General features: G+C 61.6%; 24 protein-coding genes and 2 tRNA genes. 10 read left to right on the top strand and 16 right to left on the bottom strand.

Annotation, left to right across the window (positions count from 1 at the left end; translation table 11 throughout):
- Nucleotides 1-66: 66 nt before the first annotated feature.
- Nucleotides 67-2,016, bottom strand: a complete 1,950-nt coding sequence (locus ACYU8T_RS06400; RefSeq protein WP_461158870.1) for a hybrid sensor histidine kinase/response regulator — start codon at nt 2,014-2,016, stop codon at nt 67-69.
- 217 nt (nt 2,017-2,233) lie between these two features.
- Here ACYU8T_RS06400 and ACYU8T_RS06395 point away from each other — a divergent pair.
- Nucleotides 2,234-2,307: transfer RNA gene (locus tag ACYU8T_RS06395), tRNA-Gly, on the top strand.
- A gap of 12 nt (nt 2,308-2,319) precedes the next feature.
- Here the strand turns inward: ACYU8T_RS06395 and ACYU8T_RS06390 are convergent.
- The 7 genes from ACYU8T_RS06390 to cyoA all read right to left on the bottom strand — a co-directional run bounded on the left by ACYU8T_RS06390 (nt 2,320) and on the right by cyoA (nt 9,275).
- Nucleotides 2,320-2,853 (bottom strand): response regulator transcription factor, encoded by a 534-nt coding sequence (locus ACYU8T_RS06390; protein WP_461158869.1) that lies wholly within the window; start codon nt 2,851-2,853, stop codon nt 2,320-2,322.
- Nucleotides 2,853-4,169, bottom strand: a complete 1,317-nt coding sequence (locus ACYU8T_RS06385; RefSeq protein ID WP_461158868.1) for an ATP-binding protein — start codon at nt 4,167-4,169, stop codon at nt 2,853-2,855. Before ACYU8T_RS06385 ends, ACYU8T_RS06390 begins: the two co-directional genes overlap by 1 nt.
- Complete coding sequence (locus ACYU8T_RS06380) at nt 4,166-4,828, bottom strand: SURF1 family protein (RefSeq protein ID WP_461159766.1); 663 nt, start codon at nt 4,826-4,828, stop codon at nt 4,166-4,168. Before ACYU8T_RS06380 ends, ACYU8T_RS06385 begins: the two co-directional genes overlap by 4 nt.
- A 50-nt stretch (nt 4,829-4,878) precedes the next feature.
- Nucleotides 4,879-5,283 carry a cytochrome o ubiquinol oxidase subunit IV gene (cyoD, locus tag ACYU8T_RS06375; protein ID WP_461158867.1) on the bottom strand — a complete coding sequence of 135 codons (405 nt, stop codon included), beginning with the start codon at nt 5,281-5,283 and terminating at the stop codon, nt 4,879-4,881.
- Nucleotides 5,280-5,924 (bottom strand): cytochrome o ubiquinol oxidase subunit III, encoded by a 645-nt coding sequence (cyoC, locus tag ACYU8T_RS06370; protein ID WP_097091392.1) that lies wholly within the window; start codon nt 5,922-5,924, stop codon nt 5,280-5,282. Before cyoC ends, cyoD begins: the two co-directional genes overlap by 4 nt.
- Nucleotides 5,925-5,930: 6 nt before the next feature.
- Nucleotides 5,931-7,949, bottom strand: a complete 2,019-nt coding sequence (cyoB, locus tag ACYU8T_RS06365; RefSeq protein ID WP_461158866.1) for a cytochrome o ubiquinol oxidase subunit I — start codon at nt 7,947-7,949, stop codon at nt 5,931-5,933.
- Between the two features lie 174 nt (nt 7,950-8,123).
- Nucleotides 8,124-9,275, bottom strand: a complete 1,152-nt coding sequence (cyoA, locus tag ACYU8T_RS06360; protein WP_461159765.1) for a ubiquinol oxidase subunit II — start codon at nt 9,273-9,275, stop codon at nt 8,124-8,126.
- A 166-nt stretch (nt 9,276-9,441) separates the two neighbouring features.
- Here cyoA and ACYU8T_RS06355 point away from each other — a divergent pair, with 166 nt between their 5' ends.
- Nucleotides 9,442-10,773 (top strand): MFS transporter, encoded by a 1,332-nt coding sequence (locus ACYU8T_RS06355; RefSeq protein ID WP_461158865.1) that lies wholly within the window; start codon nt 9,442-9,444, stop codon nt 10,771-10,773.
- Here ACYU8T_RS06355 and ACYU8T_RS06350 read toward each other — a convergent pair.
- From ACYU8T_RS06350 to ACYU8T_RS06335, 4 genes are all read right to left on the bottom strand, one after another.
- On the bottom strand, nt 10,770-11,615 hold the full coding sequence (locus ACYU8T_RS06350; RefSeq protein ID WP_461159764.1) for a glycosyltransferase: 846 nt from the start codon (nt 11,613-11,615) through the stop codon (nt 10,770-10,772). The genes ACYU8T_RS06355 and ACYU8T_RS06350 overlap by 4 nt on opposite strands.
- Before the next feature lie 4 nt (nt 11,616-11,619).
- Nucleotides 11,620-12,894: an ammonium transporter gene (locus ACYU8T_RS06345; protein ID WP_461158864.1), complete on the bottom strand. Its 1,275-nt coding sequence runs from the start codon at nt 12,892-12,894 to the stop codon at nt 11,620-11,622.
- Between the two features lie 286 nt (nt 12,895-13,180).
- Nucleotides 13,181-13,861 carry a GIN domain-containing protein gene (locus tag ACYU8T_RS06340; RefSeq protein WP_255254726.1) on the bottom strand — a complete coding sequence of 227 codons (681 nt, stop codon included), beginning with the start codon at nt 13,859-13,861 and terminating at the stop codon, nt 13,181-13,183.
- 137 nt (nt 13,862-13,998) lie between these two features.
- Nucleotides 13,999-15,225, bottom strand: a complete 1,227-nt coding sequence (locus ACYU8T_RS06335; protein ID WP_461158863.1) for an NAD(P)/FAD-dependent oxidoreductase — start codon at nt 15,223-15,225, stop codon at nt 13,999-14,001.
- A 189-nt stretch (nt 15,226-15,414) separates the two neighbouring features.
- Between ACYU8T_RS06335 and ACYU8T_RS06330 the strand changes: the two genes are divergently transcribed.
- From ACYU8T_RS06330 to ACYU8T_RS06320, 3 genes are all read left to right on the top strand, one after another.
- On the top strand, nt 15,415-17,313 hold the full coding sequence (locus ACYU8T_RS06330; RefSeq protein ID WP_461158862.1) for a potassium transporter Kup: 1,899 nt from the start codon (nt 15,415-15,417) through the stop codon (nt 17,311-17,313).
- 97 nt (nt 17,314-17,410) lie between these two features.
- A complete protein-coding gene (locus ACYU8T_RS06325; RefSeq protein ID WP_461158861.1) occupies nt 17,411-17,935 on the top strand; it encodes a PilZ domain-containing protein in 525 nt (174 codons plus the stop codon).
- Nucleotides 17,936-18,088: 153 nt separating this feature from the next.
- Nucleotides 18,089-18,235 (top strand): hypothetical protein, encoded by a 147-nt coding sequence (locus ACYU8T_RS06320; protein ID WP_247231386.1) that lies wholly within the window; start codon nt 18,089-18,091, stop codon nt 18,233-18,235.
- Nucleotides 18,236-18,461: 226 nt separating this feature from the next.
- Here ACYU8T_RS06320 and ACYU8T_RS06315 read toward each other — a convergent pair whose 3' ends face one another.
- The 3 genes from ACYU8T_RS06315 to ACYU8T_RS06305 form a co-directional block, all read right to left on the bottom strand.
- The gene (locus ACYU8T_RS06315; RefSeq protein ID WP_461158860.1) at nt 18,462-19,682 is read right to left on the bottom strand and encodes a hypothetical protein; all 1,221 of its coding nucleotides are present in this window, start codon (nt 19,680-19,682) and stop codon (nt 18,462-18,464) included.
- 354 nt (nt 19,683-20,036) lie between these two features.
- On the bottom strand, nt 20,037-20,246 hold the full coding sequence (locus tag ACYU8T_RS06310) for a hypothetical protein (protein ID WP_461158859.1): 210 nt from the start codon (nt 20,244-20,246) through the stop codon (nt 20,037-20,039).
- 357 nt (nt 20,247-20,603) lie between these two features.
- Nucleotides 20,604-20,680, bottom strand: a tRNA-Met gene (locus ACYU8T_RS06305).
- Between the two features lie 235 nt (nt 20,681-20,915).
- On the opposite strand from ACYU8T_RS06305, the gene ACYU8T_RS06300 reads away from it, so the two are divergent.
- The 5 genes from ACYU8T_RS06300 (at nt 20,916) to trxB (ending at nt 26,149) form a co-directional block, all read left to right on the top strand.
- Nucleotides 20,916-22,325, top strand: a complete 1,410-nt coding sequence (locus ACYU8T_RS06300) for a circularly permuted type 2 ATP-grasp protein (RefSeq protein ID WP_461158858.1) — start codon at nt 20,916-20,918, stop codon at nt 22,323-22,325.
- Nucleotides 22,326-22,473: 148 nt separating this feature from the next.
- Nucleotides 22,474-23,406: an alpha-E domain-containing protein gene (locus ACYU8T_RS06295; RefSeq protein WP_097091416.1), complete on the top strand. Its 933-nt coding sequence runs from the start codon at nt 22,474-22,476 to the stop codon at nt 23,404-23,406.
- 16 nt (nt 23,407-23,422) lie between these two features.
- Nucleotides 23,423-24,295, top strand: coding sequence for a transglutaminase family protein (locus tag ACYU8T_RS06290; protein WP_461158857.1), 873 nt, complete (start codon nt 23,423-23,425; stop codon nt 24,293-24,295).
- Nucleotides 24,296-24,319: 24 nt separating this feature from the next.
- Nucleotides 24,320-25,057, top strand: a complete 738-nt coding sequence (locus ACYU8T_RS06285) for a peptidase (RefSeq protein WP_097091418.1) — start codon at nt 24,320-24,322, stop codon at nt 25,055-25,057.
- 129 nt (nt 25,058-25,186) lie between these two features.
- Nucleotides 25,187-26,149, top strand: coding sequence for a thioredoxin-disulfide reductase (trxB, locus tag ACYU8T_RS06280; protein ID WP_461158856.1), 963 nt, complete (start codon nt 25,187-25,189; stop codon nt 26,147-26,149).
- Nucleotides 26,150-26,308: 159 nt separating this feature from the next.
- Here the strand turns inward: trxB and ACYU8T_RS06275 are convergent, their stop codons facing one another.
- On the bottom strand, nt 26,309-26,599 hold the full coding sequence (locus ACYU8T_RS06275) for an acyl carrier protein (protein WP_097091420.1): 291 nt from the start codon (nt 26,597-26,599) through the stop codon (nt 26,309-26,311).
- Nucleotides 26,600-26,609 lie beyond the last annotated feature (10 nt).

Below are 26,609 nucleotides of genomic sequence, written 5' to 3'. Positions count from 1 at the left end.
GTCTCATCCTGCCGTACCAATTTGGGAGCAGGATTGAAATTAGCCAGAGCTCTCAAAAATCGGGGATCATCCAAACGGGATTACGCGCTCAGCAGAGGAATCATGACGCGCAATAGACAGCATGCGGGCCAGTTCAGCTTGCTTGAAGGGCTTATCAAGCCGCAACCGCTTGGTGGCGTGCGGCGGCAGTTCGGCATAGCCGGTGATGATGATGACAGGTAGACCCGGATGAGTTTCATCCAGCGCATCGGCCAGCTGTGCGCCCGTCATATTGGGCATGGCGTGGTCGGTGATGACAAGGTCTACCTCGCCTTCGGCCAGCATGCGCAGCGCGTCCGCGCCGGAACCAGCCTGAAATACCGTATGTCCCAACTCCTCCAGCATACCTGCGGTGTTCGTCAGCACCAGGTCGTCATCATCGACGGCCAATATGACCAAGGGTTGATCGCTCAGGGTGAGGATGGACGGGGCAGGACGTTCCTCATCCGTCGCATTTGCATCCTCTTTGGCGACGGGGAGCCAAAGCGAGACAGTCGTGCCGCTCCCGCGCTCGCTTGAGATGATCAGCGATCCACCGCATTGCTCAGCAAAGCCATGGACCATGGACAGGCCCAAGCCAGTTCCCTTGCCAATTCCCTTGGTGGTGAAGAAGGGCTCCCGGGCGCGCGCGAGCGTATCCTCATCCATCCCTTCCCCTTCATCGATGACGGAGAGGCGTACATAATGTCCGGTAGGCAGGTCAGGCCGCTGTTCTGCCAGCAAATGGGCTTCGGCGCCTTCGACAATGATCCGGCCGCCACCCGGCATGGCATCACGTGCATTGACGGCCAAATTCAGCAACGCCAGTTCTAGTTGCGCCGGATCAGCATGCGCCGAACTGAGCGAAAGGGGAAAGCGGGTTTCGATCGTGACCGTCGATCCCAGAGTGGATTTCAATAGTCCGGCCATGTTCCGGACCAGCGCGATGCAGTCGACGCTCCCAAGTTTCAGTTCCTGACGCCGCGCGAACGCCAGCATGCGTTGGGTCAAGGTGGCGCCTCGATCCGCTGCCGTCATGGCATTGTCGATGTAGCGTGAAATGTCGCCCCCGGTTTCGAGCCGCTGCCTCGCCAAATCCAGACTTCCGACGATGACGGCGAGCAGGTTATTGAAGTCGTGCGCGACGCCTCCTGTCAGCTTTCCGATCGCATCCATCTTCTGGGACTGGAAGATGGCTTCCCGCGCTTCTTCCAAAGCCAACTGGGTTTCGCGCCGTTCGGTAAGGTCGCGTGTGATCTTTGCAAAGCCTATCAGCTCACCCATGGGGCTGCGAATGGCGTCGATAACGACATTGGCCCAAAAGCGCGAGCCATCCTTGCGAATGCGCCAGCCTTCCGCTTCGAACCGGCCCTCCCTCGACGCAGTCTCCAAGGCGCGGGAGGGAATTCCGGCCATCCGATCTTCTTCGGAATAGAAGCGGGAGAAATTCTGGCCCAGAATTTCGTCGGCGGTATAGCCCTTGAACCGTGCTGCTCCGGCATTCCAGCTGGTTATCGTGCCGACAGCGTCAAGCATGTAGATGGCGTAATCGGTTACGCTTTCGACCAGCAGGCGAAATCGTTCCTCGCTCGCCTTCAATGCCTCTTCCGCCGCGCGGCGTTCCGTCAGATCGCGTGTAACCTTGGCAAAACCTATCAACGTGCCGCCGGGATCCCGGATCGGATCGATGACGACGCTGGCCCAGAACCTGCCTCCGTCCTTGCGTACGCGCCATCCTTCGGCTTCGAACCGGCCATCCCGCTCGGCTGTTTCCAGTGCGAGAGCGGGGATGCCCGCTGCCTGATCTTCCGGCGTGTAGAAGCGGGAAAAGTGCTGACCAACGATTTCGTCGGACTCATATCCCTTGAACCTGCGCGCGCCTGCATTCCAGCTGACGATCGTGCCATTGGTCGAAAGCATGTAGATCGCGTAATCAGTGACGCTCTGGACAAGCAACTCGAAGCGGTTTCCAGAGAACTCCGGCGCCGCCGTGCTCATAATTTCCCCATTACGCTATTCTATCTTCTCGAATCCATCAAACACACTGGACCGTTCATCGTTCCGCTAGCGAACCGCTTTGTAACGCGGCATAAGCCATCCCTCTATTAACTAAAGTATATTTTTGAACGTTTGAGGGAGTTGAACGGCGGGCCGCGTGAAATTGAGGTGCAAGTCGTTGACCTTGCAATACTCAGCGGCTAATCCCCGGCAGCGCGCGGGTGTAGCTCAATGGTAGAGCATTTGCTTCCCAAGCAAGTGACGAGGGTTCGATTCCCTTCACCCGCTCCATGTCCTCCAGCATCAACCGACCTGCCGCTTGGCGAGCTTACGCGCCAAGGTACGGCGGTGCATGCCGAGCCTGCGTGCGGCTTCGGATATGTTGAAGTCGCTGTCCTTCAGCACTTCATGGATATGTTCCCACTCAAGCGTCTTGATCGATGTCGGACGCGGGGCGAGGGGCGTTGACGGATCGCCGGAGGAGCGTGCGAATGCCGCTTCGATGTCATCGGTATTCGAAGGCTTGGCGAGATAGTGGGACGCGCCGAGCTTGATCGCTTCGACGGCTGTCGCGATGCTGGCAAAACCTGTAAGGACGACGATCAGCGTCTCGGGATCATGGCCGTGGAGGGTCTGGACGCAGACGAGGCCGGATTCTGCGCCGAGCTTTAGATCGACTACCGCAAATTGCGGCTGATGCTGTTCGAGCAGCGTCACGAGCGCTGCGTGGCTGTCGGCGGTCAGGACCTGGTAGCCGCGCCGTTCGAAGGACCGTTTGAGGGTCTTTGCAAAAGCCTCGTCGTCTTCGACCAGGATGAGCAGCCGGTCGTCTGCCATCATCGTGACTCCTCCAATCCGACGGTGCTTAATGGAAGGCGGAGCAGGACAAGTGCGCCGCCGTCCGCGCCGTTGCTGGCGGAGACGTTGCCGCCGAGTTTACGCACGACGTTCACGACCAGGAAGAGGCCAAGGCCGCTGCCTTGCTTCCCCTTGCTTGAACGGTAGGGCTTGCCGAAATCGGCGAGCATCTGTTCGCTGAACCCCTTGCCATTGTCACGGACAGCGATGTTAAGCGATGTGCTGTCGCGCCCGACCAGAAGATCGATGTAGGTGGCGCCAGCTTCGCGGGCGTTGTCGAGCAGATTTGTGATGGCCTGGCGAATGACGGGATCGGCGATGATGCGGGGATAATCGTGGGGGCCGAAATCGCAGCGGAGGGGAATTCCCGGATTAGTGGAGCGCCAGCTTTGGGCGATTTCAAGAAGGAAGTCGCGAATTGGCGTGACTTTTGGAGCTTCGCCCCGGGCTTCTCCTGAGGAAATGAGAATGCCTGTCAATATCTGTTTGCAGCGCTGGACCGCCGCCTGCATTTCGCCGACCTCTTCGAGAAGGGAAGGGTGGGCGGTGATTTCGGGCATGTGGCGCCAGTCGCCCAGCACGACGGCGAGCTGGGAGAGGGGGGTGCCGAGTTCGTGGGCGGCGCCGGATGCGAGGAGCCCCATGCGGACGATATGTTCTTCCTCAGCGGCTTGCTGGCGCAATTGGGCGAGATAGGCCTCGCGCGCCTGAAGGTTGCGGGTCATGCGACTCATGAAAAGGACCAGCAGCACCGCGATCATGGCGAGGCAGATCCAGGTCCCGAGGATATGCAGATCGAAGAGCCGCCCCTCCAGCGCATCGGTAAGATCCAGCGGCCGATAGACGAGAGACAGCATCGCGGCGCAGAGCAGGGACAGGAGGACGATGCCCCAGATGCTCCAGCGATCGAGCAGCACCGCGCCCAGCGCCACCTGGAGAAGGTAGAGCGCGATGAAGGGATTGGTCGCGCCGCCGCTGAGATACAGCTGGGTGGTGAGCAACAGCACGTCGAAGACGAGCGCCAGGAATAGCTCTGCACGGGCCACATCGGTCCGGCGGCGCAGCGTGGCGAAGGTCGCGATATTGACGGCCGCCGCGATCGAGGCGACGAGCAGCATGGCGGCAACGGGCAAGCGGATGCCCATGGCCCAATGCACGAAAAGGATGGTGGCGACTTGCCCTGCTATGGCGATCCAGCGAAGCTGGGCGAGCAGCGCCATATTCTTGCGCCCGGCGGCATCCGCAGGCCATTGGCCGGGGAGCAGGCGGGCGCCAGTGGACAGCCACCCTTTCAAGACCGTCTTTCCTTCCATAACTGGCGCATGACGAAGATGTACGCGCCAGCCGCCATCGCCGCCAGCGCGAACCATGTAAGGGCGTAGGAAAGATGGCTGTTGGGGAAGGTGAGGACGGTAAGGCCGCCCACAGGTAGCGATGCCGGAGAACCGCTGCGTTCGGCGTCGATGAAATAATTGGCGACCGGCGGGCGAAGCTGACGCGCGCGGGCAATGGCCGCCACATCGCGCGAATACCAGCGGTTTGCGGCAGGATCGTTGGAGCGCAGGAAGCCGCCGCCCGGCTCGCTAAGCCGCATCAGCCCGGTTACGCGGACTTGCCCGCCAGGCCTGGAAAAGCGGGCGCGTGCCTCCGGTGGCACGAAGCCGCGGTTGACGAGCAGGGTGAAGCCGCGATCCGTGACGAGCGGGGTCAGGACCCAAAAGCCTGCGCCTCGTGCGGTCGATGCCTGCACCAGAGTCGCGTGTCCGTGCAGGAACCGGCCGGTCACGATCACGCGGCGATAGGCGTCATCGCCGCTGGCCGAAGGAGGAGCGAGGACGGGCGCTGCATGGACGCGGCTTTCGACCTTTTCGATCAGGTCGCGCTTCCATGCGAGGCGATTCACTTGCCAAAGCCCCAAGCTGACCAGCCCCGCGACCGCAAGAAGCGCGGCCATCGAGAACAGGATCAGGAACCCCGCCGAGCCACGGCGGGGCGGATGGTCTGTCACGGCATCTGGCTCATGTCATGCACGCTCATATCCTGCATCGGGCCATGCATCTGGGGCATCATATTGTGATTGAGATGATACATGACCCAGATGGACCCGGCGAGCGTGATGACGACCAGCACGATCGTGAAGATCAGCGCCAGCATCGTCCAGCCGCCTTCCGATCGGGTGTTCATGTGCAGGAAGTAGATCATGTGCACCAGGATCTGAACGACCGCGAAGCCCATGATGGTGAAGGCGGTCAGTTGCGGATCGCCCAGTACCCCGGTCATGACGAGCCAAAAGGGAATGGCCGTCAGGATGACCGACAGGCCGAACCCGATCATGTAGCTGCCGAAGGTGCCATGGGCAGGCGCCTGCCCATGATGATCGTCGTGATGGCTGTGGCCGTGCGCGCTCATCGCAGCATCCCCATGAGATAGACGAAGGTGAAGACGCCGATCCAGACGACGTCGAGGAAGTGCCAGAACATCGACAGGCACATCAGGCGGCGCTGGTTGGCGGGGATCAGGCCCTTTTTCGCGACCTGCGCCATCAGCGTCACCAGCCAGATGATGCCGAAGGTGACGTGCAGGCCGTGCGTACCGACTAGCGCGAAGAAGGCTGACAGGAAGCCCGACCGCATCGGGGTCGCGCCTTCATGGATGAGGTGGGCGAATTCGTAGAGCTCGATGCCGAGGAAGGCGAGGCCGAACAGTCCGGTGATGGCCAGCCAGCCCTGCGTCGCAGCGACCCGGTTCTTTTCCATCGCCAGCATGGCAAAGCCATAGGTGATGGACGAGAAGAGCAGCATCGCGGTGTTGAGGGCCACCAGCGGCAGGTCGAACAGATCCTTGGGGCCTGGACCCGCCGCATAATTGCCGCCGAGGACCGCATAGGTCGCGAATAGGCAGGCGAAGATGAGGCAGTCGCTCATCAGGTAGATCCAGAAGCCCAGCATGGTGCTGGACCCTTCCGGATGATGGGGCTCATGTTCCAGGTGGAAGAGCGGATTGCCGTCCTTGTCGAGGAAAGCGGCGTCTACGGTGGGTGCGCTTGCCATGGTGTGTCAGCCCTGCATCGCGAGACTGCGCGTGCGCTCGCCCTCTGTGCTCTCGACCACATCCTTGGGGATGTAGAAGTCGCGCTTGTAGTTGAAGGTGTGGCCGATCGCGACGGCGATGATGCCGATGAAGCTCAAGCCCGCGAGCCACCACATGTACCAGATCATGCCGATGCCGAAGGCCACGGAGAGCCCTGCAAGGATGACGCCGGTGCCCGTATTGCTGGGCATGTGGATCGGTTCAAAGCCGGACACAGGACGTTGGTAGCCCCGCTTCTTCATGTCCGCCCACGCATCGCCGTCATGGATGACGGGGGTGAAGGCGAAGTTATAGTCCGGCGGCGGCGAGCTGGTCGCCCATTCGAGCGTCCGGCCATCCCAGGGGTCTCCGGTCGTGTCGCGCAGCTTGTCGCGGTTCATGATGCTGACGGCGAACTGGATGAACATGCAGGCGATGCCAGCGGCGATCATGACGGCGCCAAGCGCGGCGATCTGGAACCAGATCTGCAAGCTTGGATCATCGAACACGCGCATGCGGCGGGTGACGCCCATGAGGCCGAGGACATAGAGCGGCATGAAGGCGACCCAGAAACCGACGACCCACAGCCAGAAGCTGCGCTTGCCCCATTTGGTCTCCAGCTTGAAGCCGAACGCCTTTGGCCACCAATAGTTGATCGCCGCGAAGAGGCCGAACAGCACGCCGCCGATGATCACGTTGTGGAAGTGCGCGATCAGGAACAGCGAGTTGTGCAGGACGAAGTCGGCAGGTGGAACCGCGAGCAGCACGCCGGTCATGCCGCCGACCACGAAGGTCAGCATGAAAGCGACCGTCCACATCATCGGCAGTTCAAACCGGATGCGCCCCCGATACATGGTGAACAGCCAGTTGAAGAGCTTGGCCCCGGTCGGGATGGAAATGACCATCGTCGTGATGCCGAAGAAGCTGTTGACGCTGGCGCCGGAGCCCATGGTGAAGAAGTGGTGCAACCAGACGAGATAGCTCAAGATCGCGATGACGACCGTCGCATAGACCATCGACGAGTATCCGAAGAGGCGCTTCGACGAGAAGGTCGAGGTGACTTCGCTGAACACGCCGAACAGCGGCAGGATGAGGATGTAGACCTCCGGATGGCCCCAGATCCAGATGAGGTTCACATACATCATGGGGTTGCCGCCCATGTCGTTGGTGAAGAAGGCCGTGCCGACATAGCGGTCGAGGCTGAGCAGCGCGAGAACGGCGGTCAGCACCGGGAAGGCGGCGACGATCAGGATGTTGGAGCAGAGCGAGGTCCAGACAAAGATCGGGAGCTTCATCATCGACATGCCGGGCGCGCGCATCTTCACGATGGTCGCGATCAGGTTGACGCCCGATAACAGCGTGCCGATGCCTGCTATCTGAAGGCCCCAGATATAATAATCGACGCCGACCCCTGGACTGTAGGCGATACCCGACAGCGGCGGATAGGCCAGCCAGCCGGTGCGGGCGAATTCGCCAACGAACAGCGACATCATGGTGATGACCGCGCCAGCCGTCGTCATCCAGAAGCTGAAATTATTGAGGAAGGGGAAGCTAACGTCGCGGGCGCCGATTTGCAGCGGGACCATATAGTTCATGATCCCGGTGATCATCGGCATTGCGACGAAGAAGATCATGATGACGCCGTGCGCCGTGAAGATCTGATCATAATGATGCGCGTTCAGATAGCCTTCCGACCCGTTGAACGCCCATGCCTGTTGCAGGCGCATCATGATCGCGTCGGCGAAACCGCGCAGGAACATGATGAGGCCGAGGATCATGTACATGATCCCGATGCGCTTGTGATCGACGGTTGTGAACCAGTCGCGCCACAGCCAGCCCCACAGGCGATATTTGGTGACGATGCCAAGGATCGCGACGCCGCCGATCACGACAGCGAGGAAGGTGCCCATGACAATCGGCTCATGGACCGGCACTGCGCTCCAGTCGAGGCGGCCGAAGATCAGTTTCCAGATGCCGCTATTTTCGGATGCGGGATGAGGGGACATGGGGTCAGGGCCTTGGTGGGAATGGGTGGGGGAGGGAGGTGCGCGACACCCCGCATATTTCGTCATGCTGAATTTGTTTCAGCATCCATCGCGCCTTCGAGAATGGAGTCGCGTGGGGAATAATGGATCCTGAAACAAGTTCAGGATGACGGTGGGATGGAGAAAACATGGCGTTCACATTCCCTCATGTCCATGATGACCGCCCGCATGCCCGTCGGCATCCTTCTGCCCGGGTGCTTGGTTGCCCCGTTCGGCAGGCGTGCGTTGTGCGGCTGGCGTCATGCCGGAAGGCTGCGCAATCTCGCCCTTCTTGCCAGGCTCCACCGGATGGTAGCCGCCGACGTCGATCGTGCCGTCATGACGCAGCCCTTCGGTATCACGTGCCGATTCCTTGCCCGCGCCGCCGTGCATGTCGGTCATCATGACCTCATCCATGCAGCGCTTGCCGGGCTGGGCGCACATGTTGACTGCGGCGTGGAACAGCTTGGGCTCGACGCCTGCGAAATACATGGGCGGCACCTTTTCGCTGGGCTGTTCCAGCTTTACATAGGTGGCGCGGTCGAGCTTTGCGTTGCTGGACTTCACCTGCGCGACCCACTTGTCGAACCCGGCCTGATCCATCGCCTTGAAGCGGAAGCGCATGTTGGAGAAGCCCGCGCCGGAATAATTGGCGGAGAAGCCTTCGAAATTGCCGGGCTTGTTGGCGACGGCATGAAGCACCGTCTGCATGCCGGGCATGGCGTAGATTTGCCCCGCGAGGGCGGGCACGAAGAAGCTGTTCATGAGCGTCGCGGAGGTGATTTTGAACTCGATCGGCTGATCGATGGGCGCGGCGAGTTCGTTCACCGTGGCGATGCCGAGTTCAGGATAGATGAACAGCCATTTCCAATCGAGCGCGACCACTTCGACCTGAAGCCGCTTGGCGGCGGCATCGACCTTGCGCTCATGATCGATGCGTTCGATCGGGCGGTAGGGATCGAGCAGGTGCGTGCTGGTCCAGGTGATGGCGCCGAGCGCGATGATGATCAGCAGCGGAGCCGACCAGATCAGCAGCTCAAGGCTGGTCGAATGATCCCAGTCGGGATCATAATCCTTCGCCTGCGCCTTTTCCCGGTAGCGCCATGCGAACCAGATGGTGGTGGCCATCACCGGCAGGATGATGAGCAGCATGAGCAGGGTAGAGATGATGATCAGATCGCGCTGCTGCACTGCGACATCGCCTGCCGGCGACATGACCACCCAGTTGCACGCGCCGAGCGGCAGCAGCAGCAAGGGCGCGAGTCGGCGCGGAAAAGCTCGGGAAAGGAGGCGAGGACGTGCGGTCATGATGCCCGCATAAGGGGGTGGAGTGGCGATCGACATTGGACCTTTTGTCCTATCCCCTCGCAGGCGCAAAATAGGGCAATGGCCTTTCGACCACCGGGGCGATTCGCTATGCTGCAACGATGTTGGGCATGGATCGTTCCCGCAGCATGAAGGCTTGCCCCGACCGATGAACGCCGCGACCACCACGCCATCCTCCACGCAGATGGAGCGCGACGCACGCCTCGTCACCGCGCGAGATCACAAGGTCGCGCCGGGCGAAATCGCGATCGGCGTGATCATCGGGCGGACGTCGGAATTTTTCGACTTCTTCGTCTATGCGATCGCGTCGTGCATCGTGTTTCCGGCGCTGGTCTTTCCCTATTTGAGCCCGTTGGAGGGGACGCTCTGGTCCTTCGCCATCTTTGCGCTGGCATTCGTGACGCGGCCGATCGGGTCGTTCATCTTCATGGCGGTGGACAGGGCTTATGGGCGGGGCGTGAAGCTCACCATCGCGCTGTTCCTGCTCGGTGGATCGACCGCGTTCATCGCCTTCCTGCCGGGCTATGACACGATCGGCATATGGTCGGCGGTGCTGCTGGCGGTGTTCCGGGCCGGGCAGGGCGTGGCGCTGGGCGGGACGTGGGACGGGCTTGCCTCGCTGCTGTCGCTCAATGCGCCGCAGAACAAGCGTGGCTGGTATGCGATGATGCCGCAGCTGGGCGCGCCGCTGGCGCTGCTGGTGGCGAGCGGGCTGTTCGCTTTCTTCCTGTCCGTGCTGTCGGACGCAGATTTCCTGGCGTGGGGATGGCGCTATCCCTTCTTCGTGGCGTTCGCGATCAACGTGGTGGCGCTGTTCGCGCGGTTGCGGATCGTGGTGACGCATGAGTTCGAGCGGCTGTTCGAAGCGCGGGAGTTGCAGCCTTCGCCGGTAATCGAGACGGTGCGGACGGACGGGCGGAACATCGTGATCGGCGCCTTCGCCCCGCTGGCGAGCTTTGCGCTGTTCCACATGGTGTCGGTGTTCCCGCTGTCGTGGATCGCGCTTTACACGAAGCAGCCGCTGGAACGCTTCCTGGTGATCGAGGCGATCGGCGCAAGCGTCGGCGTGCTGGCGATCATCGTGTCGGGGTTTGTCGCCGACATGGTGGGACGGCGCAAGCTGCTGGCATGGTCGGCGGCGGGCATCGGGATATTCAGCATCGCCGCGCCGCTGCTGCTCGATGGCGGTGAGCTGGCGGAGATCGCCTTCATGATCCTGGGGTTCATGCTGCTGGGATTGAGCTTTGGCCAGTCTTCGGGCGTGGTCGCCTCCAATTTCTCGACGGCGACGCGCTATACCGGGTCGGCGCTGACTTCGGACCTTGCATGGCTGGTGGGTGCTGGCTTTGCGCCGTTGGTGGCGCTGGCGCTGTCGGTCACCTTCGGGCTGGCGGCGTCGGGCGCTTATCTTTTCTCCGGCGCGGTGGTGACGGGGTTGGCGCTGTTCATCAACAAGGAGCTGGCGGGCAAGGACCGCTAAGCCGCCGCCTGCCTCATCCGCTCTAGTGCCTTACGGTCGAACCAGCCGGTCGGGCCGGAGCGGGGGGCAAGGCGGGGGAGCCATGCGGCGTAGAGGCTGCGCAGTTCGCGCGGCAGGCCATCTGGCCCTTCGCGATCCATGATGTCCGAGACGATGCGGTTCTGGAAGAAGCGCAACGAATAGTTGGTCATCCGCCTATACTGCATGCGCCAGCTTGATGGGTTAGTGAGGCGCACCGGTTCGCAGAGGAAACCTGCCTCTTCACAAGCGAAGACGCGGTCACGCTGCCAGGCGGCGTCGGTTTGAAGGTCGGTATGAGCCCAGGCCGCGACGAGGCCATCGTCACCGATCAGATCATCGGGCAAACGCAAGCCGCGGTCGCGGATGCGGTTCACGAACTGGCCTGAAAGCGCATAGAGATCGCCAAACAGGCCGCCGTCCGTGGTCAGCAGATGGCGGTAATGCGCAGCCATGCGGCCGTTGAGCGGCATGCCCGCTGCTGCATTGACTTCTTCTTGTCCTACGGCCCGCGCCAATGCGTCGATGGAGCCGGAGGCGATCTGGGCATCACCATCAAGGAGGATGACGGCTTCGTCGGTCCCGTCTAGGAGATCATGGATGAGGTGGTTCCACGTCCGCGACTTGCCGCCACGAGCGATGTCATGGACGCGGACATTGGCTCGGCCTGCCGCTGCTTCCCGAGCGCGCACAGCCGTGGCGTCGGTCGAACCATTGACGAGGACATGATAGACTATGTCCGCCCGATCCAGCGGGAGTGAGGCAAGGCATGTCCCGATCCGCCGTTCTTCCTGATGGGCGAAGATGCCGACGGCAATAGCCATGATGTCAGCGGAAGTCCCAACCCTGCTGGCCATGATCTGCCTGATCGAGGCCCTCTGCCGCTTCCTCGCCGCTAAGGCGCATGGGTAGTGCGGCCGATAGCATCAGCGCGACGATGGTGGTCCCCGCCATGGACCAGAGCGCGACGGCTATGACGCCCGCAAACTGGCTGAGCATGGCTGTGGAGAAGCTGACATCGGCTTCGAACCCGACGCCGCCGAGAAAGGGCTGAACGAAGAGCGGGAGCAACAAGGCACCGATCAGGCCCCCAAGCCCATGGAGCAGGAAGACAGAGGCCGGATCATCGACGCCGCGTCCGAACGCCGCCTTGGCAATGCGGCAGAGAAGGGCAGCGGCAAGGCCGATCAGCATCGCGCCGCCTGGGCCGGAGAGGGCCGCAGAGGCGGAGATGGCGGCGAGGCCAGCGATGGCGCCGGACATGATGCCGGTGGCGCTAACGCGGCCCCTTGCCGCCCGATCCGACAGTGCCCATGCGAGCGCGCCTGCGCAGGCGGCGAAATGCGTGTTGAGGATGGCGGTGGCGGCGTTGTCGGTCGCGCCGAGGGCCCAGCCGCCGGAGAGCCCGGCCCAACCGATCCAGATCAACGCCGCACCCGCGAGGCTGAGGACAGGCGCGTGGTTCGCTGCAGCCTGCCGGGGTTGGCGGCCGAGGATCAGGGAGAGCGCAAGGGCGGAGAAGCCCGCGCTCATGTGAATGACGAGGCTGCCGGAGAAATCGATCACGCCGAGCCTTGCCAGCCATCCGCCGCCCCAGATGCCATGCACCAGCGGAGCATAGACGATGAGCAGCCATAGCGGGGCAAGGGCAGCCGTCCAGCCGAAGCGTGCGCGTCCGGCAGTGGCGCCGGGGAGAAGGCAGACGGCAAACAGTGCCAGCGCCATCTGGAACAGGACGAAGGCGGATTCCGGAACGGTAAGCCCCTCTTTCAGCGTCCCGAGATTGGCGAGCAGGAGGTTGGCTCCGCCGCCGAGCCATGTGCTGCCGGGAGCGAAGCTGAGGCTATATCCCGCAATCGCCCAGGCGAGTGATGCGCCTGCGGCGGCGACGAGGAGCTGGGTGCTTGCCGAGAGCGCGCTGCGGACGTTCACGAGGCCCGCGTGGCGCAACAGCAGGCCGGGCAGGCCCGCTATCAATATGAGGATGGCGCAGAGGATCATCCAGGCGGTGTCCCCGCTGTCCGCGACGGCCACCGCAACCTGCGCTTCGGCCGTTTGCGGCGAGGCCATGAAGAGGAAGAGGAGGAGGGCGCGAGCGAACATGGGACGATCCGGCAATATCAGGTGCCGGATGGTTTATGCTGTGGCGGTAAAGACTTTGATAAGCTTGATGGGAGGGTGATTTTTGGGGTGGCTGAGGAGCTGTGATTATTTAGCTTACTCAAGCTTTGCTCGGGCTGAGCTTGCCGAGGCCCATTCTTAAAGCCCATTTTTAGAGGAAGTAGCCCTTCGACAGGCTCAGGGCGAACGGGGCTGGGTGGATGTGCGAACGGGGGTTGGCGGGCAGGTGAGGATCCGCGAACCCGCCGGGTCAAGACGCCGCCGCGCTCTAGTAGGCTTCGCCGCCGCAAGTGATGCGGCCCGTGCCGCGATTTTCGACCTGGCAGGCGGCCTTGCCAGCGATGGTGACGTCGCCTGAACCGGATGCGGAGATTTTGGCGGTGACATCGGCGGTCAGCGCGACGTTGCCGGGCCCGTCATTGCTGACCGTCGCCTGGCGAGCGCGCAGGCCCTCGGCAGCGACTGCGCCGGGACCATTCACACGTACCGCCGCGACAGCCGCTCGCCCCGCCAGCGTGGCGCGGCCTGCGCCAGCGACGCCAAGGCTGAGTTGATCGACGTCCACCGTCGCGACACTGACGTCGCCGTTGCCGCCAAGCACGATCTCTCCGCGCAAGCCCTTCATCCTGCTGACCGAGATGGACCCTCCGCCGGTCAGCACCAGCCTTTCAAGCATGCCGGTCGACAGCCGCACGGTGGCGCGGCCGCCGCTCTTTTCGCCAGGCCGGGCGCGATCCATCCTGATCGTCAGCAGCCGTCCCGACACATCGATGTGCAGCCGTTCGATCAGCGACTGGTCGCCATCGACCTTGGCCGACGCGCCAGCACCGGTGGTGATGATCACTTCCACGGGCGCGTCCACCCGGATCGCGTCGAAGCTGGTGATGGTATAGCCGCGAGTCGCAGCCACGGCCTGCAAAGGCAGCAGCAGCCAGGCGGCTGTGATCATGAGGCGTAAGGAATTTTGCGGTCGACCTGGCATGGTGCCGCCTTTAGCCGCGAAACGCTTTCCACAAGGTTGATGGCGCCATCTCCCTGGACGACCTTTGACGGTCACGTCCGCCGGACTGCCAAGGTCAGGCCTCGTCAGGCGAGGCCTACTTCCTTCAGCGGGACCGAGGAGTCGGCCAGTTGCGCCTGGTCGAGAACGGCGCCCGACAGGATGTGGGCGCGGCCCTGCACATAGTCCTTGACGGCATTCACGCAGTCGAGGGCGATGAGCTTGCCCGCCTTCAGATACAGGACCGAGAAGCTGCGGGTGGCCGGATCGCCACGCAGGATGGTCTGGTCATGGCCGATGGAAAGGCCGACGGTCTGAAGCTTTAGGTCATATTGGTTGGACCAGAACCAGGGGACAGCGTCATAGGCTTCTTCCTTGCCCATGATGTGAGCGACGGCGGTCTTTGCCTGGTCGTTGGCGTTCTGCACCGACTCGAGGCGAAGCTGCGCGCCGCGCGCGAAGCGGTTGGCGTGCGATGCGCAGTCGCCAACGGCATAGATGTTGGGCAGGCTGGTGCGGCAATATTCATCGACATCGACGCCGTTGCCGCCCGCCGCGCCTGCCGCGATCAGCGGGCCCGTTTCGGGCACGATGCCGATACCGACGATCACCATGTCGGTTTCGACACGCTCACCATCCTGCATGAGAACGGCGGTCGCCTTTCCGTCCTGCACCTCGATACAGTCCATCTTCGCGCCGGTGCGAAGGTCCACGCCATGGGCGCGATGTTCGGCTTCGTAGAAGCGGGACAGTTCTTCCCCGGCGACACGGGCAAGGACGCGGTCCAGCGCTTCCAGCAGCACGACCTTCTTGCCGAACTTCGTGAGGACGGCGGCTGCTTCGAGGCCGATATAGCCGCCGCCGATCACGACGACATGGTCGATCTGGTCCATCTTCGCCATCATCACGTCGACATCGTCGCGGCGGCGGACGGCATGCACGTTGGGCGCGTCGGCCCCGTTGCACGTCAGCATGCGCGGACTGCCGCCGGTGCACCAGATGAGCTTGCCATAACCGATCTGCTCATTGCCGGCGGTGACCGTCTGTGCTTGCGGATCGATCGTCTTTACCCGGCGGCCGAGAAGCATGTCGACCTTGCGCTCTTCCCAGAAGGCGGCGGGGCGGATGAGGATGCGGTCGAAGCTCTTGTCCCCGGCAAAATATTCCTTCGACAGGGGCGGGCGTTCATAGGGCGGGTATTTTTCGTCCCCGATCATGGCGACGGACCCTTCAAAGCCGAGTTGACGAAGCGAAATCGCCGCCTGCGCGCCTGCATGGCCCGCGCCTACGATCAGAACGTCATAATGGCTCATCAGCCAGCATCCCCTCAGTCCAAGTTGCTGCCGTCCTTGGCGCGCTTTCCCCGGGCTGACAAGGGGTGCCCAAGGCTTTTTGGGGCGCGAAGGGCCAAATTATAAAATGTTGGCGCTCCCATGTCCCCCATGGCGTTGCCATCCCAGGTTGTGGCATAGGCGCTCGCCAGATTTGGGGGTTTCTTCCTTATGGCTGACAAGGACTTTCCGGTAAGGGCGGAGGGCCAAACGGCGCATGGTCCGCTGTCCGGGCTCGCGCTCGGGGCGCTGGGGGTGGTGTTCGGGGACATCGGGACCTCGCCGCTCTACGCATTGAAGGAGAGCTTCGTCGGCCACCATCCGCTGGCGGTCGATCCGGTCCATATCTATGGCGTGCTGTCCCTGATCTTCTGGACCATGATGCTGGTCGTCACGGTCAAATATGTGTTCATCATCCTGCGCGCCGACAATAATGGCGAGGGCGGCAGCATGGCGCTGCTGGCTTTGATCGGGCGGCGGATGGGCGAGACGCGCTGGACGCCGACGATCGCCGCGCTCGGCGTGCTGGCGACAGCGCTATTTTACGGCGACGCGATTATCACCCCGGCGGTGTCGGTGCTGTCGGCTGTCGAGGGGTTGACGGTCGTGGAAGCGGGGCTGACGCCGCTGGTGCTGCCGATCGCGATCGTGATCCTGATCGCGCTGTTCGTGATCCAGAGCATCGGGACGGCGCGAGTCGGTGCGCTGTTCGGGCCAATCATGGTGGTCTATTTCCTGGCGCTCGCCGTGCTGGGTATCGCCAATATATTGCGGCACCCGGAGATCGTGGCGATCGTCAATCCGTGGTGGGCGCTGCACTTCTTCCTCTTCGATCCCAAGCTGGCATTCCTGGCCTTGGGCTCGGTCGTGCTGGCGGTGACGGGGGCGGAGGCGCTTTATGCCGACATGGGCCATTTCGGGCGCAGGGCGATCAGTGTCGCCTGGCTTTACGCCGCGTTCCCGTGCCTGATGCTCAATTATCTGGGGCAGGGGGCGCTGCTCATCGACGAGCCTGCGGCGGCGCAAAATCCTTTCTTCCTGCTGGCGCCCGAATGGGCGAGGTTGCCGCTAGTGATATTGGCGACGATGGCGACCGTAATCGCAAGCCAGGCGGTCATATCGGGCGCTTTCTCGGTAACGCGGCAGGCGGTGCAGCTCGGCTTCCTGCCGCGCCTGCGGATATTGCACACCAGCGCGTCGGCGGCGGGGCAAATCTATATGCCGCTCATCAACTGGACGCTGCTGGTGCTGGTCATCATGCTGGTGCTGGGCTTTGGCAGTTCTAGCAATCTGGCGGCGGCCTATGGCATCGCAGTGACGGGAACCATGGTCATCACCACCTGCATGATGGCGGTGTTGACGTTCAGCGTGTGGCGGTGGAACCCCGTTGCGGCCGGTCTGGTCATCGGGCTGTTCCTGATCGTCGATGGCGCCTATTTCCTGTCGAACGCGACGAAGATCCCGGATGGAGGATGGTTCCCGCTGCTGGTGGCGGGCGTATCGTTCCTGGTGCTGACGACCTGGGCGACGGGACGGCGGATCATGCGGCGCTATCTGCGCGAAGACGCCATGGACCTGGAGCTTTTCATCAAATCGGCAGGCGCGTCGTTGAAGCGGGTGCCGGGGACAGCAATATTCCTGTCCTCAACGACCGAAGGTGTTCCGCCCGCGCTGCTGCATAATGTGAAGCACAACCGCATCCTGCATGAGCGCAACATCATCTTGACGGTGCGGACCGAAGATGTCCCGCATCTGCCCTATGACGGACGCACGAGCGCGGAAGATCATGGCGCGGGCTTTTATCGCCTGATCCTGCGCCACGGCTTCATGGAAAATGTCGATGTTCCCGCCGCGATGAAAGCGGTGCGCGACTGCGGGGGGCCGATCGGCGTTGCTGATACCAGCTATTTCCTCAGCAGGGAGACGCTGGTGCCCTCGTCCCGGCCCGGCATGGCGATCTGGCGCGAGCGGCTGTTCGCGTGGATGGTGCGCAACGCGGAAAGTCCCATGGCCTTCTTCAAGCTGCCGACGAACCGCGTGGTCGAACTGGGGTCGCAGCTGGAGATTTGAGGGACCGAGCAATTATGTCCCGGGACGCGCCCTTTTATCGTTAGATTTCTGTTCACTATATTCGCTTATCAGGCATCGGGCTAAAAGAGGCTGTCGGGTGCTCAAGTCATTACAAATCGGGTATAAGCCTCGCGAGGCGCGCCAGCCGGTGTTGATCCCGGCACGGATGAACACTGGCCCAAGCTGGACAGAGGTGGTCATCCACAATCTGTCGTCCGGCGGTGCGCTGCTGGCATGTGATGATGCCCCGAACCGCGGCACCTATCTCGAGATCAGGCGCGGAAAGCAGACGATCGTGGGGCGCGTGGTCTGGCGGAAAGAGCGATTTTTCGGCATTCAGGCGCAGGGCAGGCTGGACGTCGCCGCCATAATCAACGAGCCGCGCCTTGCGTCGCGACCCAAATCGGCAAATGATCCCGGCTCTGCCTACGAGCGGCGTTCACAGTCGAGAATGGAGGCTGACGCGCAGATCGCGCGTCAACTCGAAAATAGCCGCCGTTGGTCAGCCGCATTCCAGTACGGCATATTCCTCGTCCTCGCCCTGAGCGCGGCGGGATTTGCCGCTACCGAGGTCTACCAGCTGCTCTCGCACCCGTTTTTGCAGGTGCAAAGCCGCCTCTAATATTCTGAGGGGCTGAGCGATGCAAAGCGCGCTCCTCGCGCCATTCGCCTCACGCGGCTGGCTGGTTACGACGTTAACCTTCTTTTCATTGAACTTTTTCCCGTGCCCAGGCTTTCCCGCGCTTCAAATGCGGACGGGAACTATTCGTAAACCATGAATGTAAATGAGCAGGCGCGCTTCCAACAGTTGGCGGAGCGTAATCAACATCTGGCGTCGCGCGCAGATAGTCCGGACATCCGGAGGGTGCATGAAGCCTGGGTGACGTTCTACAAGAAGCTGGCCGCTAATGCGATCAACTGACGCTGCCAAATTTCTGCTGAAGCTTAAAAATGGTAGCGGAGGAGGGATCAAAAATCCTATATAAACCTCTGAAAAGAGGCGATATTTAATATTTATTTTTGATTTTGACGACATTTTGACGACATGCACTTGGAAGTAAATCACGCATTGCGTGATTGCACACCCCGATGTTTGTCATACGCCACCGCGCTAGCGGCCGATTGAGGCTGCCTTGCTGCAGGCTTTGCTAATTCACTCCGTAGATCATTTCGGCATATCCACGTACATCGTCAGGCGTCGCCTGCTCGATGTCGTTCAGGTAGGCCAAAAATGCGTCCTGGTGATTGTATGAAAATATCTGTGCGCGGTAGTCGAGCTCATGGCGCAGGGGCTTTTCTGCAAGTAGCGCTGCACATTCCTTGTCTAGGAACATCGCGTCCAGGTACGGCGCGTATGTAGATATGACGCGTGCGTCGTTCATGAAGCCGGGTGATACCCCCTTCTGTCCCGAAGCGACCTTCCGTGCCAGGGCCGCGAGTAGGTAGGAAAATATTTTAACGTTCGGTCGCTGTCGATTACCCGGCCATTCCCAAAAGGCGTTGATTTCGGCTGCTATTTGCGCTTCCGGAACGCCGGCTTTGGCGAAGTGATGGGTTAGGATCTCCACCTCCGTGAAGATTTTGTTGTGCCGGTAGTTTGCCACAGCAAGAAGGTCGCCTGCTTCCAGCGACTTTGCAGCCAGCCTTCCAAAATGCAACAGAGCGTGCCTTCGGCTGCTACCAAACGCCGCCTGCTCCCGTTCCAGCACAGCAGCAAAGGAAGGCTTTTCCTCTGTCCATCCTGCAATAAGTCCTTCCACGGCTTCTGACGTGCGTGCCACTCCTTCACGCGTGCCTTCGGCGAACTGGCTGTAGTCCATGTTCACCGATACTCTCATGTCCTCCAGCCAGCGGTTTGCCGGCTCAGCCAAGACGCTCGCTGGAGAGTAGTCGACGTCGGGTTCGGTGTTAGTCAGATAAGCGCGGACGTACGCCTCCGTGAGGGCATGCTCGACATCCTCAGTGTCAAGGAGCCGGACGTCTCCACCGAGGTGCTCGTAGCATTCACGCAGATCCTTTGCGAACGGAGAGACGACCGTCTCGTTATGGTGAATATCCGAATGAGGCATTACGATCTGCTGAAGCAGCACTAGCTTCCGCGTGAGGCGATGCGCCTCTTCCCAGAAGGCTTGGTGCTTGCCGAGAGACCGGCCCTTCCTTTCTATCTGAAAAAGAGCGCTGAGCGCAAATTGGTCCAGGTAGATGACCTTTTTCGAGACAGCCGGCAGGCTTTCGCGATGGGAATACCTGCAGGCCGTGCAGCGCAATTGGAGTGATACCCCTCCCGCTCCCAAGATGCCGAACGATGCCTTCCCGCAGTTCTGGCAGTCGTTGAAAGGGGCACGTTCCCAAGTGAAGGTGTTCGCCATTAGGGGGATTCATAGCTGACATAGGCGAGCAGGCTCAACGGGCATTCCAGCCTTTGTCTAGGTCGCATCTATGTTGCGAACTTGGCGGCCTGTATCCGGCGTATCGGAAGCAGAGCAGTGGCTGCTAAGCCTGGCGGCATAGACATAAGGATCAACACCACCTAGAGATACACCTATGCGTTCGGGCGTGATTTCCCAGCGCATCGCACTTTTGCGTCGAAACACGGGCACCCGCTATGTCGGGCGGCCCACGAAATAAAACACCCTCACGGGAAATACGTGGGGGCGCGTGCCCGTGTTCGCGCAAATCAACCGTCCCGGCGCCAGGCCGGGAGGAACATGGGGGTATTGATGTCAAAGATATTGGAACGCAGGGAAACTGGCGGCGATGGCTCGCTGGCGCTCGATCTGTCGTGCGGCTGTACCATTGTACTGCCTGAGAAAAGCCGCGTGCTCGTAACGGACGATGAGTTCACCTGCTTCAAGTGCGATTTCGGCCGCCCTGAAATGTTCGCTAATTGGCCGCGAGATGAGGCGGGTGGAGAAGCCCAATAGCGCACCCATTTGGAAGTAGCTGAAGCGGGCGCTGACATTCGCGTCAGCGCCTTCGCGCTTTGGATGTGGTAGCCGCACTGGGACTTGAACCCGACACGGTGGGATTCCCGATAATTTCGAGTTCAAACAGTAGCTTACTGTAATCTAAGAAGCTGCTGTGGGACCTCCGAGAGTGCCTGTCGGCCCTGTGGTCAAACGGTGTCGTTTTTGACCACATTTTGACGACAACATTGCGAAGGTGCGATTTTTATCGAAAATTGATCAGAAAAAAAATCACGTGAAAACAGTAGCTTACCTCAGCCTATCTGCGGTGAGGTTGCTACGCTATTCAAAAAAAATGCTTATTTTTCAATAACTTACAAGCGTTGGTAGCGGAGGAGGGACTTGAACCCCCGACACGCGGATTATGATTCCGCTGCTCTAACCAGCTGAGCTACTCCGCCCCATGGGCTGCGCGGGGCGTGGCCCCTGCGGTGGGCGCGCTATAAGCAGAGCCGCTATTGGGGTCAACGGGGTTTGGCGCGGGATGCGCAATTTCTGTTCGTGACGATGAAGCGTGCCCAGGAAAAATCTGTGTGGGTGCATTGCCGTGGGTCTTTTTGCGCTTGCAATCGTTCGGGCACGTTGCACTAATGTTGCAATGCACAACCGGGCTGGGCCCGAGGGAGGATCGACGCTTTGCCCTTCCATGAAATGTTTGAGCCGGATGGTTCGATACGGCCTTGCTATGCCGAGGTGCAGAATTGGGTGGAGCGGACAGGCATTGCGGGCCTCAACAGGCGACTGGATGAGGCGGAAGCGATTTTCAGGCGGATCGGGATCACTTTTGCGGTCTATGGCGAGGGTGGCGATCCGGAACGGCTGATCCCGTTCGACCTGCTGCCGCGCATCTTCACCGCGCAGGAATGGCGGGTGCTGGACCGGGGAATCCGGCAGCGGGCGCGGGCGCTCAATGCTTTCCTGCATGACGTCTATCATCGCGGCGAGATCGTGAAGGCCGGAATCATGCCCGCCGAGATCATCTACCAGAACAGCGCCTATCTTGCCGAAATGGCCAACTTTTCGCCGCCAGGAAAGGTGTACAGCCATATCGTCGGGATCGATATCGTGCGCACCGGCCCTTCCCGGTTCGAGGTGCTGGAGGATAATTGCCGTACCCCCTCGGGCGTGTCCTACATGCTGGAAAATCGAGAGATCATGACGCGCATGTTCCCTGAGCTTTTCGCGCAGGGGCTGGTGGCGCCGGTCGATGATTATCCCGCCGAGTTGCTGAAGAGCCTGAAGGAAGTCGCGCCGCCAGCATGCAAGGGCGATCCCGTTGTCGTGCTCCTGACGCCCGGGTCGCTCAACAGCGCCTATTATGAGCATAGCTTCCTTGCTGACCTGATGGGCATCGAGCTGGTGGAGCCCGCCGACCTGTTCGTCGATGAGGATCGGGTGTGGATGAAGACGACGCTTGGCCCCCGCCAAGTCGATGTCATTTACCGGCGGATCGACGACGAATATATCGATCCGCTGGTGTTCCGGCCTGACAGCCTGCTCGGCATTCCAGGCATCTTCAACGTGTATCGCAACGGCGGAGTGACGCTGGCATCGGCGCCGGGGGCAGGGATCGCGGACGACAAGGCGGTCTATATCTATGTGCCCGAAATGATCCGATTTTACCTGGGTGAACAGCCAATCCTGGACAATATACAGACATGGCAGTGCGGGAAGCCCGATGAATGCGCCTATGTGCTGGAGCATCTGCACGAGCTGGTGGCAAAAGAGGTGCATGGGTCTGGCGGCTATGGGATGCTGATCGGGCCTAAATCGACAGCTGCGGAAATTTCGGCCTATGCTGATCGGATCAGGGCCAATCCGGGCGAGTTCATTGCGCAACCGACGCTTGATCTGTCCACCGTGCCGACGCTTGGCCCCGCTTCCGTGGTCGGGCGGCATGCTGATTTCCGGCCCTATTGCTTGGTGGGCAAGCAGATCCGGTTGGTGCCCGGGGGGCTTACGCGCGTGGCGCTGACGGAAGGGTCGCTGGTGGTGAACTCCAGTCAGGGGGGCGGGGTGAAGGATACATGGGTGTTGCAGGATTGATGGAGGTTGCCAGCGCCTTTCGCAGTCATCGTCATCCCAGCGGAAGCTGGGATCTCGTGAGGCTATGCAGCGCGCTCTCGCCTGAGATCCCAGCTTTCGCTGGGATGACGGCGAGGGATGGCATCGCGCGGCGGGGGAGGTCGCGCCCATGCTGAGCCGCACAGCTGAAAATCTTTACTGGATGGCGCGCTACATGGAGCGGGCCGAGGCTACGGCGCGGCTGTTGACCATGGGGCAGCGCATGGCGATCCTGCCCGGGGCGCACCACAGGGACGAGTGGCGCTCGGTGGTGCGGGCGACGGGGGTCGAGGGCCAGTTCCCTGAAGGCGTTCAGGTGACGGAGAGCGATGCGGTCGCCTATCTGATGCTGGACCTCAACAATTCCAGTTCGATCCGATCCTGCCTGCTGCGGGCGCGGGCCAATGCGAAATCGGCGCGCACCATGCTGACCCAGGATATGTGGGAGGCGCTGAACGAAGGGTGGCGCAAGCTCGACAGCTATGATGTGGGTGAGGCGCGGCAGCAGCTGCCCGCGCTGATCGACTGGGTGAAGACCCGGGTCATGACTTTCCGGGGCGCGGCCCATTCAGGGCAGTTGCGCAATGAAGGGCATGATTTCCTGCGGGCGGGGTCAGCGCTGGAACGGGCGCAGATGACGCTGCGGCTGCTGGACGTCAAATATTATGTGCTGCTGCCGGAAACCGAGGTGATCGGCGGCAATCGCGATCATTATCAATGGACGTCGGTGCTCTATGCCTTGTCCGGCGCGCGGGCCTATCACCATGTTTATGGGGGCACCTATACGCCTTGGCAGATCACCGATTTCCTGATGCTGAACCGCCTTTTCCCGCGCAGCGTTGCCTATTGCTACGACCAGCTTGCCTATCGGCTCAACCGGCTGGCGGGCTGGCACAATGGGCGGGGCACGTGTCACGAGACGGTGCGACAGATGGTGGATCATCTGGAGCAGCTGGACAGTGGAGAGATTTTCCGCGTCGGCCTGCACGAGACGGTGCAGGGCGGGTTGAAGATGACCAATCAACTGGGCGCGGAGATCGCCCAGACCTATCATTTCGGATGAAGGAGCGCCGCACACCGTGAAATTGCTGGTGCGTCACCAGACGACTTATCGTTACGCCGCGGCGGCAGGCCGCGTGGCAATGCGCCTGAAGCTGATGCCGATCGATACGGCGTCGCAGAAGGTGCTGGAGTGGCGGGTCAGCGTGAACGGCGAGCCGGTCGAAACCTTTCGTCCCAACAGTTTCGGCGAGATGGAGGCGGTCTGGATCCGCCACGACCGGCTGGACGATGCCTCGATCGTTGCGGAGGGGCTGGCCGAAACGGTGGATACCAGTGGCGTATTGGGCAACGTCAGCTGTGGCGTGCCGCCTGCCTTTTTCCTGCGGGAGACGCCGCTAACCCGCGCGTCCGAAGCGATCCGCGCGATGGCGCTTCCCTTGCCCGATGCGGATGGGCCGCTGGCGCGGCTGCATGCGTTGTCGGCCGCGGTCAGCGATGCCGTGGCTTATCGCAGCGGCGTTACATCGTCGGCGACCACAGCGGCGGAGGCCTTTGCGCTGGGGGCCGGGGTGTGTCAGGATCATGCGCAGATATTCATCGCTGCGGCGCGGATATTGGGGATTCCCGCGCGCTACATAACGGGATATCTGCTGGCGGAGGGTGGCGTCGCCCTGCATGAAACACATGCCTGGGTGGAAGCTTTGGTGCCGGACCTGGGCTGGGTCGGCTTCGATCCCTCCAACCGGGTCTGCGTTACGGAACGCTATCTGCGGCTGGCATCCGGGCTGGATGCCAATGCGGCGGCGCCCATCCGGGGATCGGTGACGGCGGCGGGCGAGATGTGGATTGACGCGGACGTTCGGATCGCGCAGGCGGAGGAAGGGGTGGAAGAAAGGCAGTTGCAACGCCAGCAACAACAAAGCCTTCAGACCGCCATCCCGCAGGGTTGAACGAATATAGGAGCCCGGTGGGCGATGACCTATTGTGTGGCGGTGCGCGTGGACCAGGGTCTGGTCATGCTGTCGGACACTCGCACCAATGCGGGCATGGATAATATCGCCCGCTTTCGGAAAAGCTTTACCTACAGCGTGCCTGGCGAGCGGGCGATCGTCCTCATGTGCTCGGGCAACCTGTCGATCACGCAAGGCGTCAAGACGATGCTGGGCCAGGCGATCAAGGAGGCACAGCTTGATCCCGATGTCGAAAGCATCCTCAATTGCGCGACCATGCACAGGGCGGCGCAGCTGGTCGGCGATGCGATGTGCGAAATGCAGCAGCATTATCGCAGCACGATAGAGATGCAGGGATCGGGCGCGGACGCTTCCATCCTGCTCGCGGGGCAGCGGCGTGGGGGCAAGCCGCGCCTTTACCTCATATATTCGGCGGGCAATTTCATCGAGGCGACTGAGGACACGCCGTTCTTCCAGATTGGCGAGCATAAATATGGCAAGCCGATCCTGGACCGCATCATCAAACGGGAGACGACGCTGGAGGATGCGACGAAGGCGGTGCTGGTGTCGATGGATTCGACGCTTCGGTCGAACCTGTCCGTCGGCATGCCGCTGGACCTGACAGTGATCGAGCGGGACCAGTTCGACTTTCGTGTGAAGACACGCATCGAAGCCGATAATGAGGAGTTCCAGCTGCTTTCGCACAGCTGGTCGGCGGCGCTGCGCAAGGGGTTTGAGGACCTGCCCAACGTCATGGATTGACTCGCGTGGCAACGCGGAAGCCGGAAATCGGCAACAATCGAGTGATTTCCGATGATCGGGAGGGTTGCGCGCGGGACGCTGCTGCCTATGTCATCGCGGCACACGAATCCATGAGCTGGGGACCTTTAGATGACCGCAACGCATTCCACTCGCATGCTGATCCTGGGCTCTGGCCCGGCCGGGCTTTCGGCCGCCATTTACGGCGCGCGGGCGGGTATGGCGCCGATCGTGGTGCAGGGCATGCAGCCGGGTGGCCAGCTGACCATCACCACGGACGTGGAAAATTATCCGGGCTTCCGTGACGTGATCCAGGGTCCGTGGCTGATGGAGCAGATGCAGGCGCAGGCCGAGCATGTCGGCGCGCAGATGATGTATGATCAGATCGTCGATGTCGACCTTTCGGAGCGACCCTTTCGCCTGACCGGGGACAGCGGCACGCGTTACTTCGCGGACACGCTGGTCATTGCGACTGGCGCGCAGGCCAAGTGGCTGGGCACTGAAGGCGAACAGCAGTTGCAGGGCAAGGGCGTGTCGGCCTGCGCTACCTGCGACGGCTTTTTCTATCGCGGCAAGAAGGTGGTGGTGATCGGCGGCGGGAATACGGCTGTCGAGGAGGCGCTGTACCTCACCAACCACAGCCATGACGTCACGCTAATCCACCGCCGCGATTCGCTGCGGGCTGAAAAGATCTTGCAGCAGCGGCTGTTTGCGCATCCCAACATCAAGGTGCTTTGGAACCAGAAGATCGAGCGGTTCGTCGGCGGCGGCAATCCGGAAGGCCTGGTTGGCGTCGATCTGGTCGATACGGTGACGGGCAAGGCTTCGCACATCGAAACGGACGGCGCGTTCGTCGCGATCGGCCATCAACCGGCGACGGAGCTCTTCGCGGGCAAGCTGCCGATGGATGACGGCTATCTGGTCGTGGAGCCGGGCACGACGCGCACGTCCATCCCTGGCGTTTTTGCGGCTGGCGACGTCAGCGACAAGATTTATCGGCAGGCGGTGACGGCTGCTGGCATGGGCTGCATGGCGGCGCTGGACGTCGAGAAGTTTCTGGCGGAGGCCGACTTCGAGGCGATGGCAGCGGAGTAGGGCGATGGGCGGGCGCGCATTGCGCGCCTCGCCTGTTTGAGGCCCAGCTATCTAGGGTACGCCCTTAGCTTGTCGAAGGGCTTTCCTTGTTCTTCGAAGAGGGAAGGACTTCGACAAGCTCTGCCCGAACGGACCTATTGATATTGAGTGGAGGACTGTTCAGGCCTCTGTCTTCGCCTGCGCAAAAGCGACCAGTGTTCCGAAGGTCTCAAAGGTTTCGCCGTCGATGTCGTCATCCTCGATCAGGATGTCGAAGCGGTCTTCCATTTCCGTGAGCAGGCTGGCGACGGCCATTGAGTCCAGTTCCGGCAGCGCGCCGAATAGCGGCGTGTCGGCGTCGAACGCATCGACCCGTTCCTGAGAAAGTCCCAGCACATCGCGCAGAAGATCGCGCATCGGCTTCGTCATGTCGCTTGTCCGGTCGACCGGCATAGAGGTTTCCGCCCGCATGATGGGGCGT

Source organism: Sphingobium sp. TomMM35A (assembly GCF_054771735.1).
The sequence above is the reverse complement of the archived record's forward strand: the minus strand, read 5'-3'. Positions and strand labels throughout refer to the sequence as shown.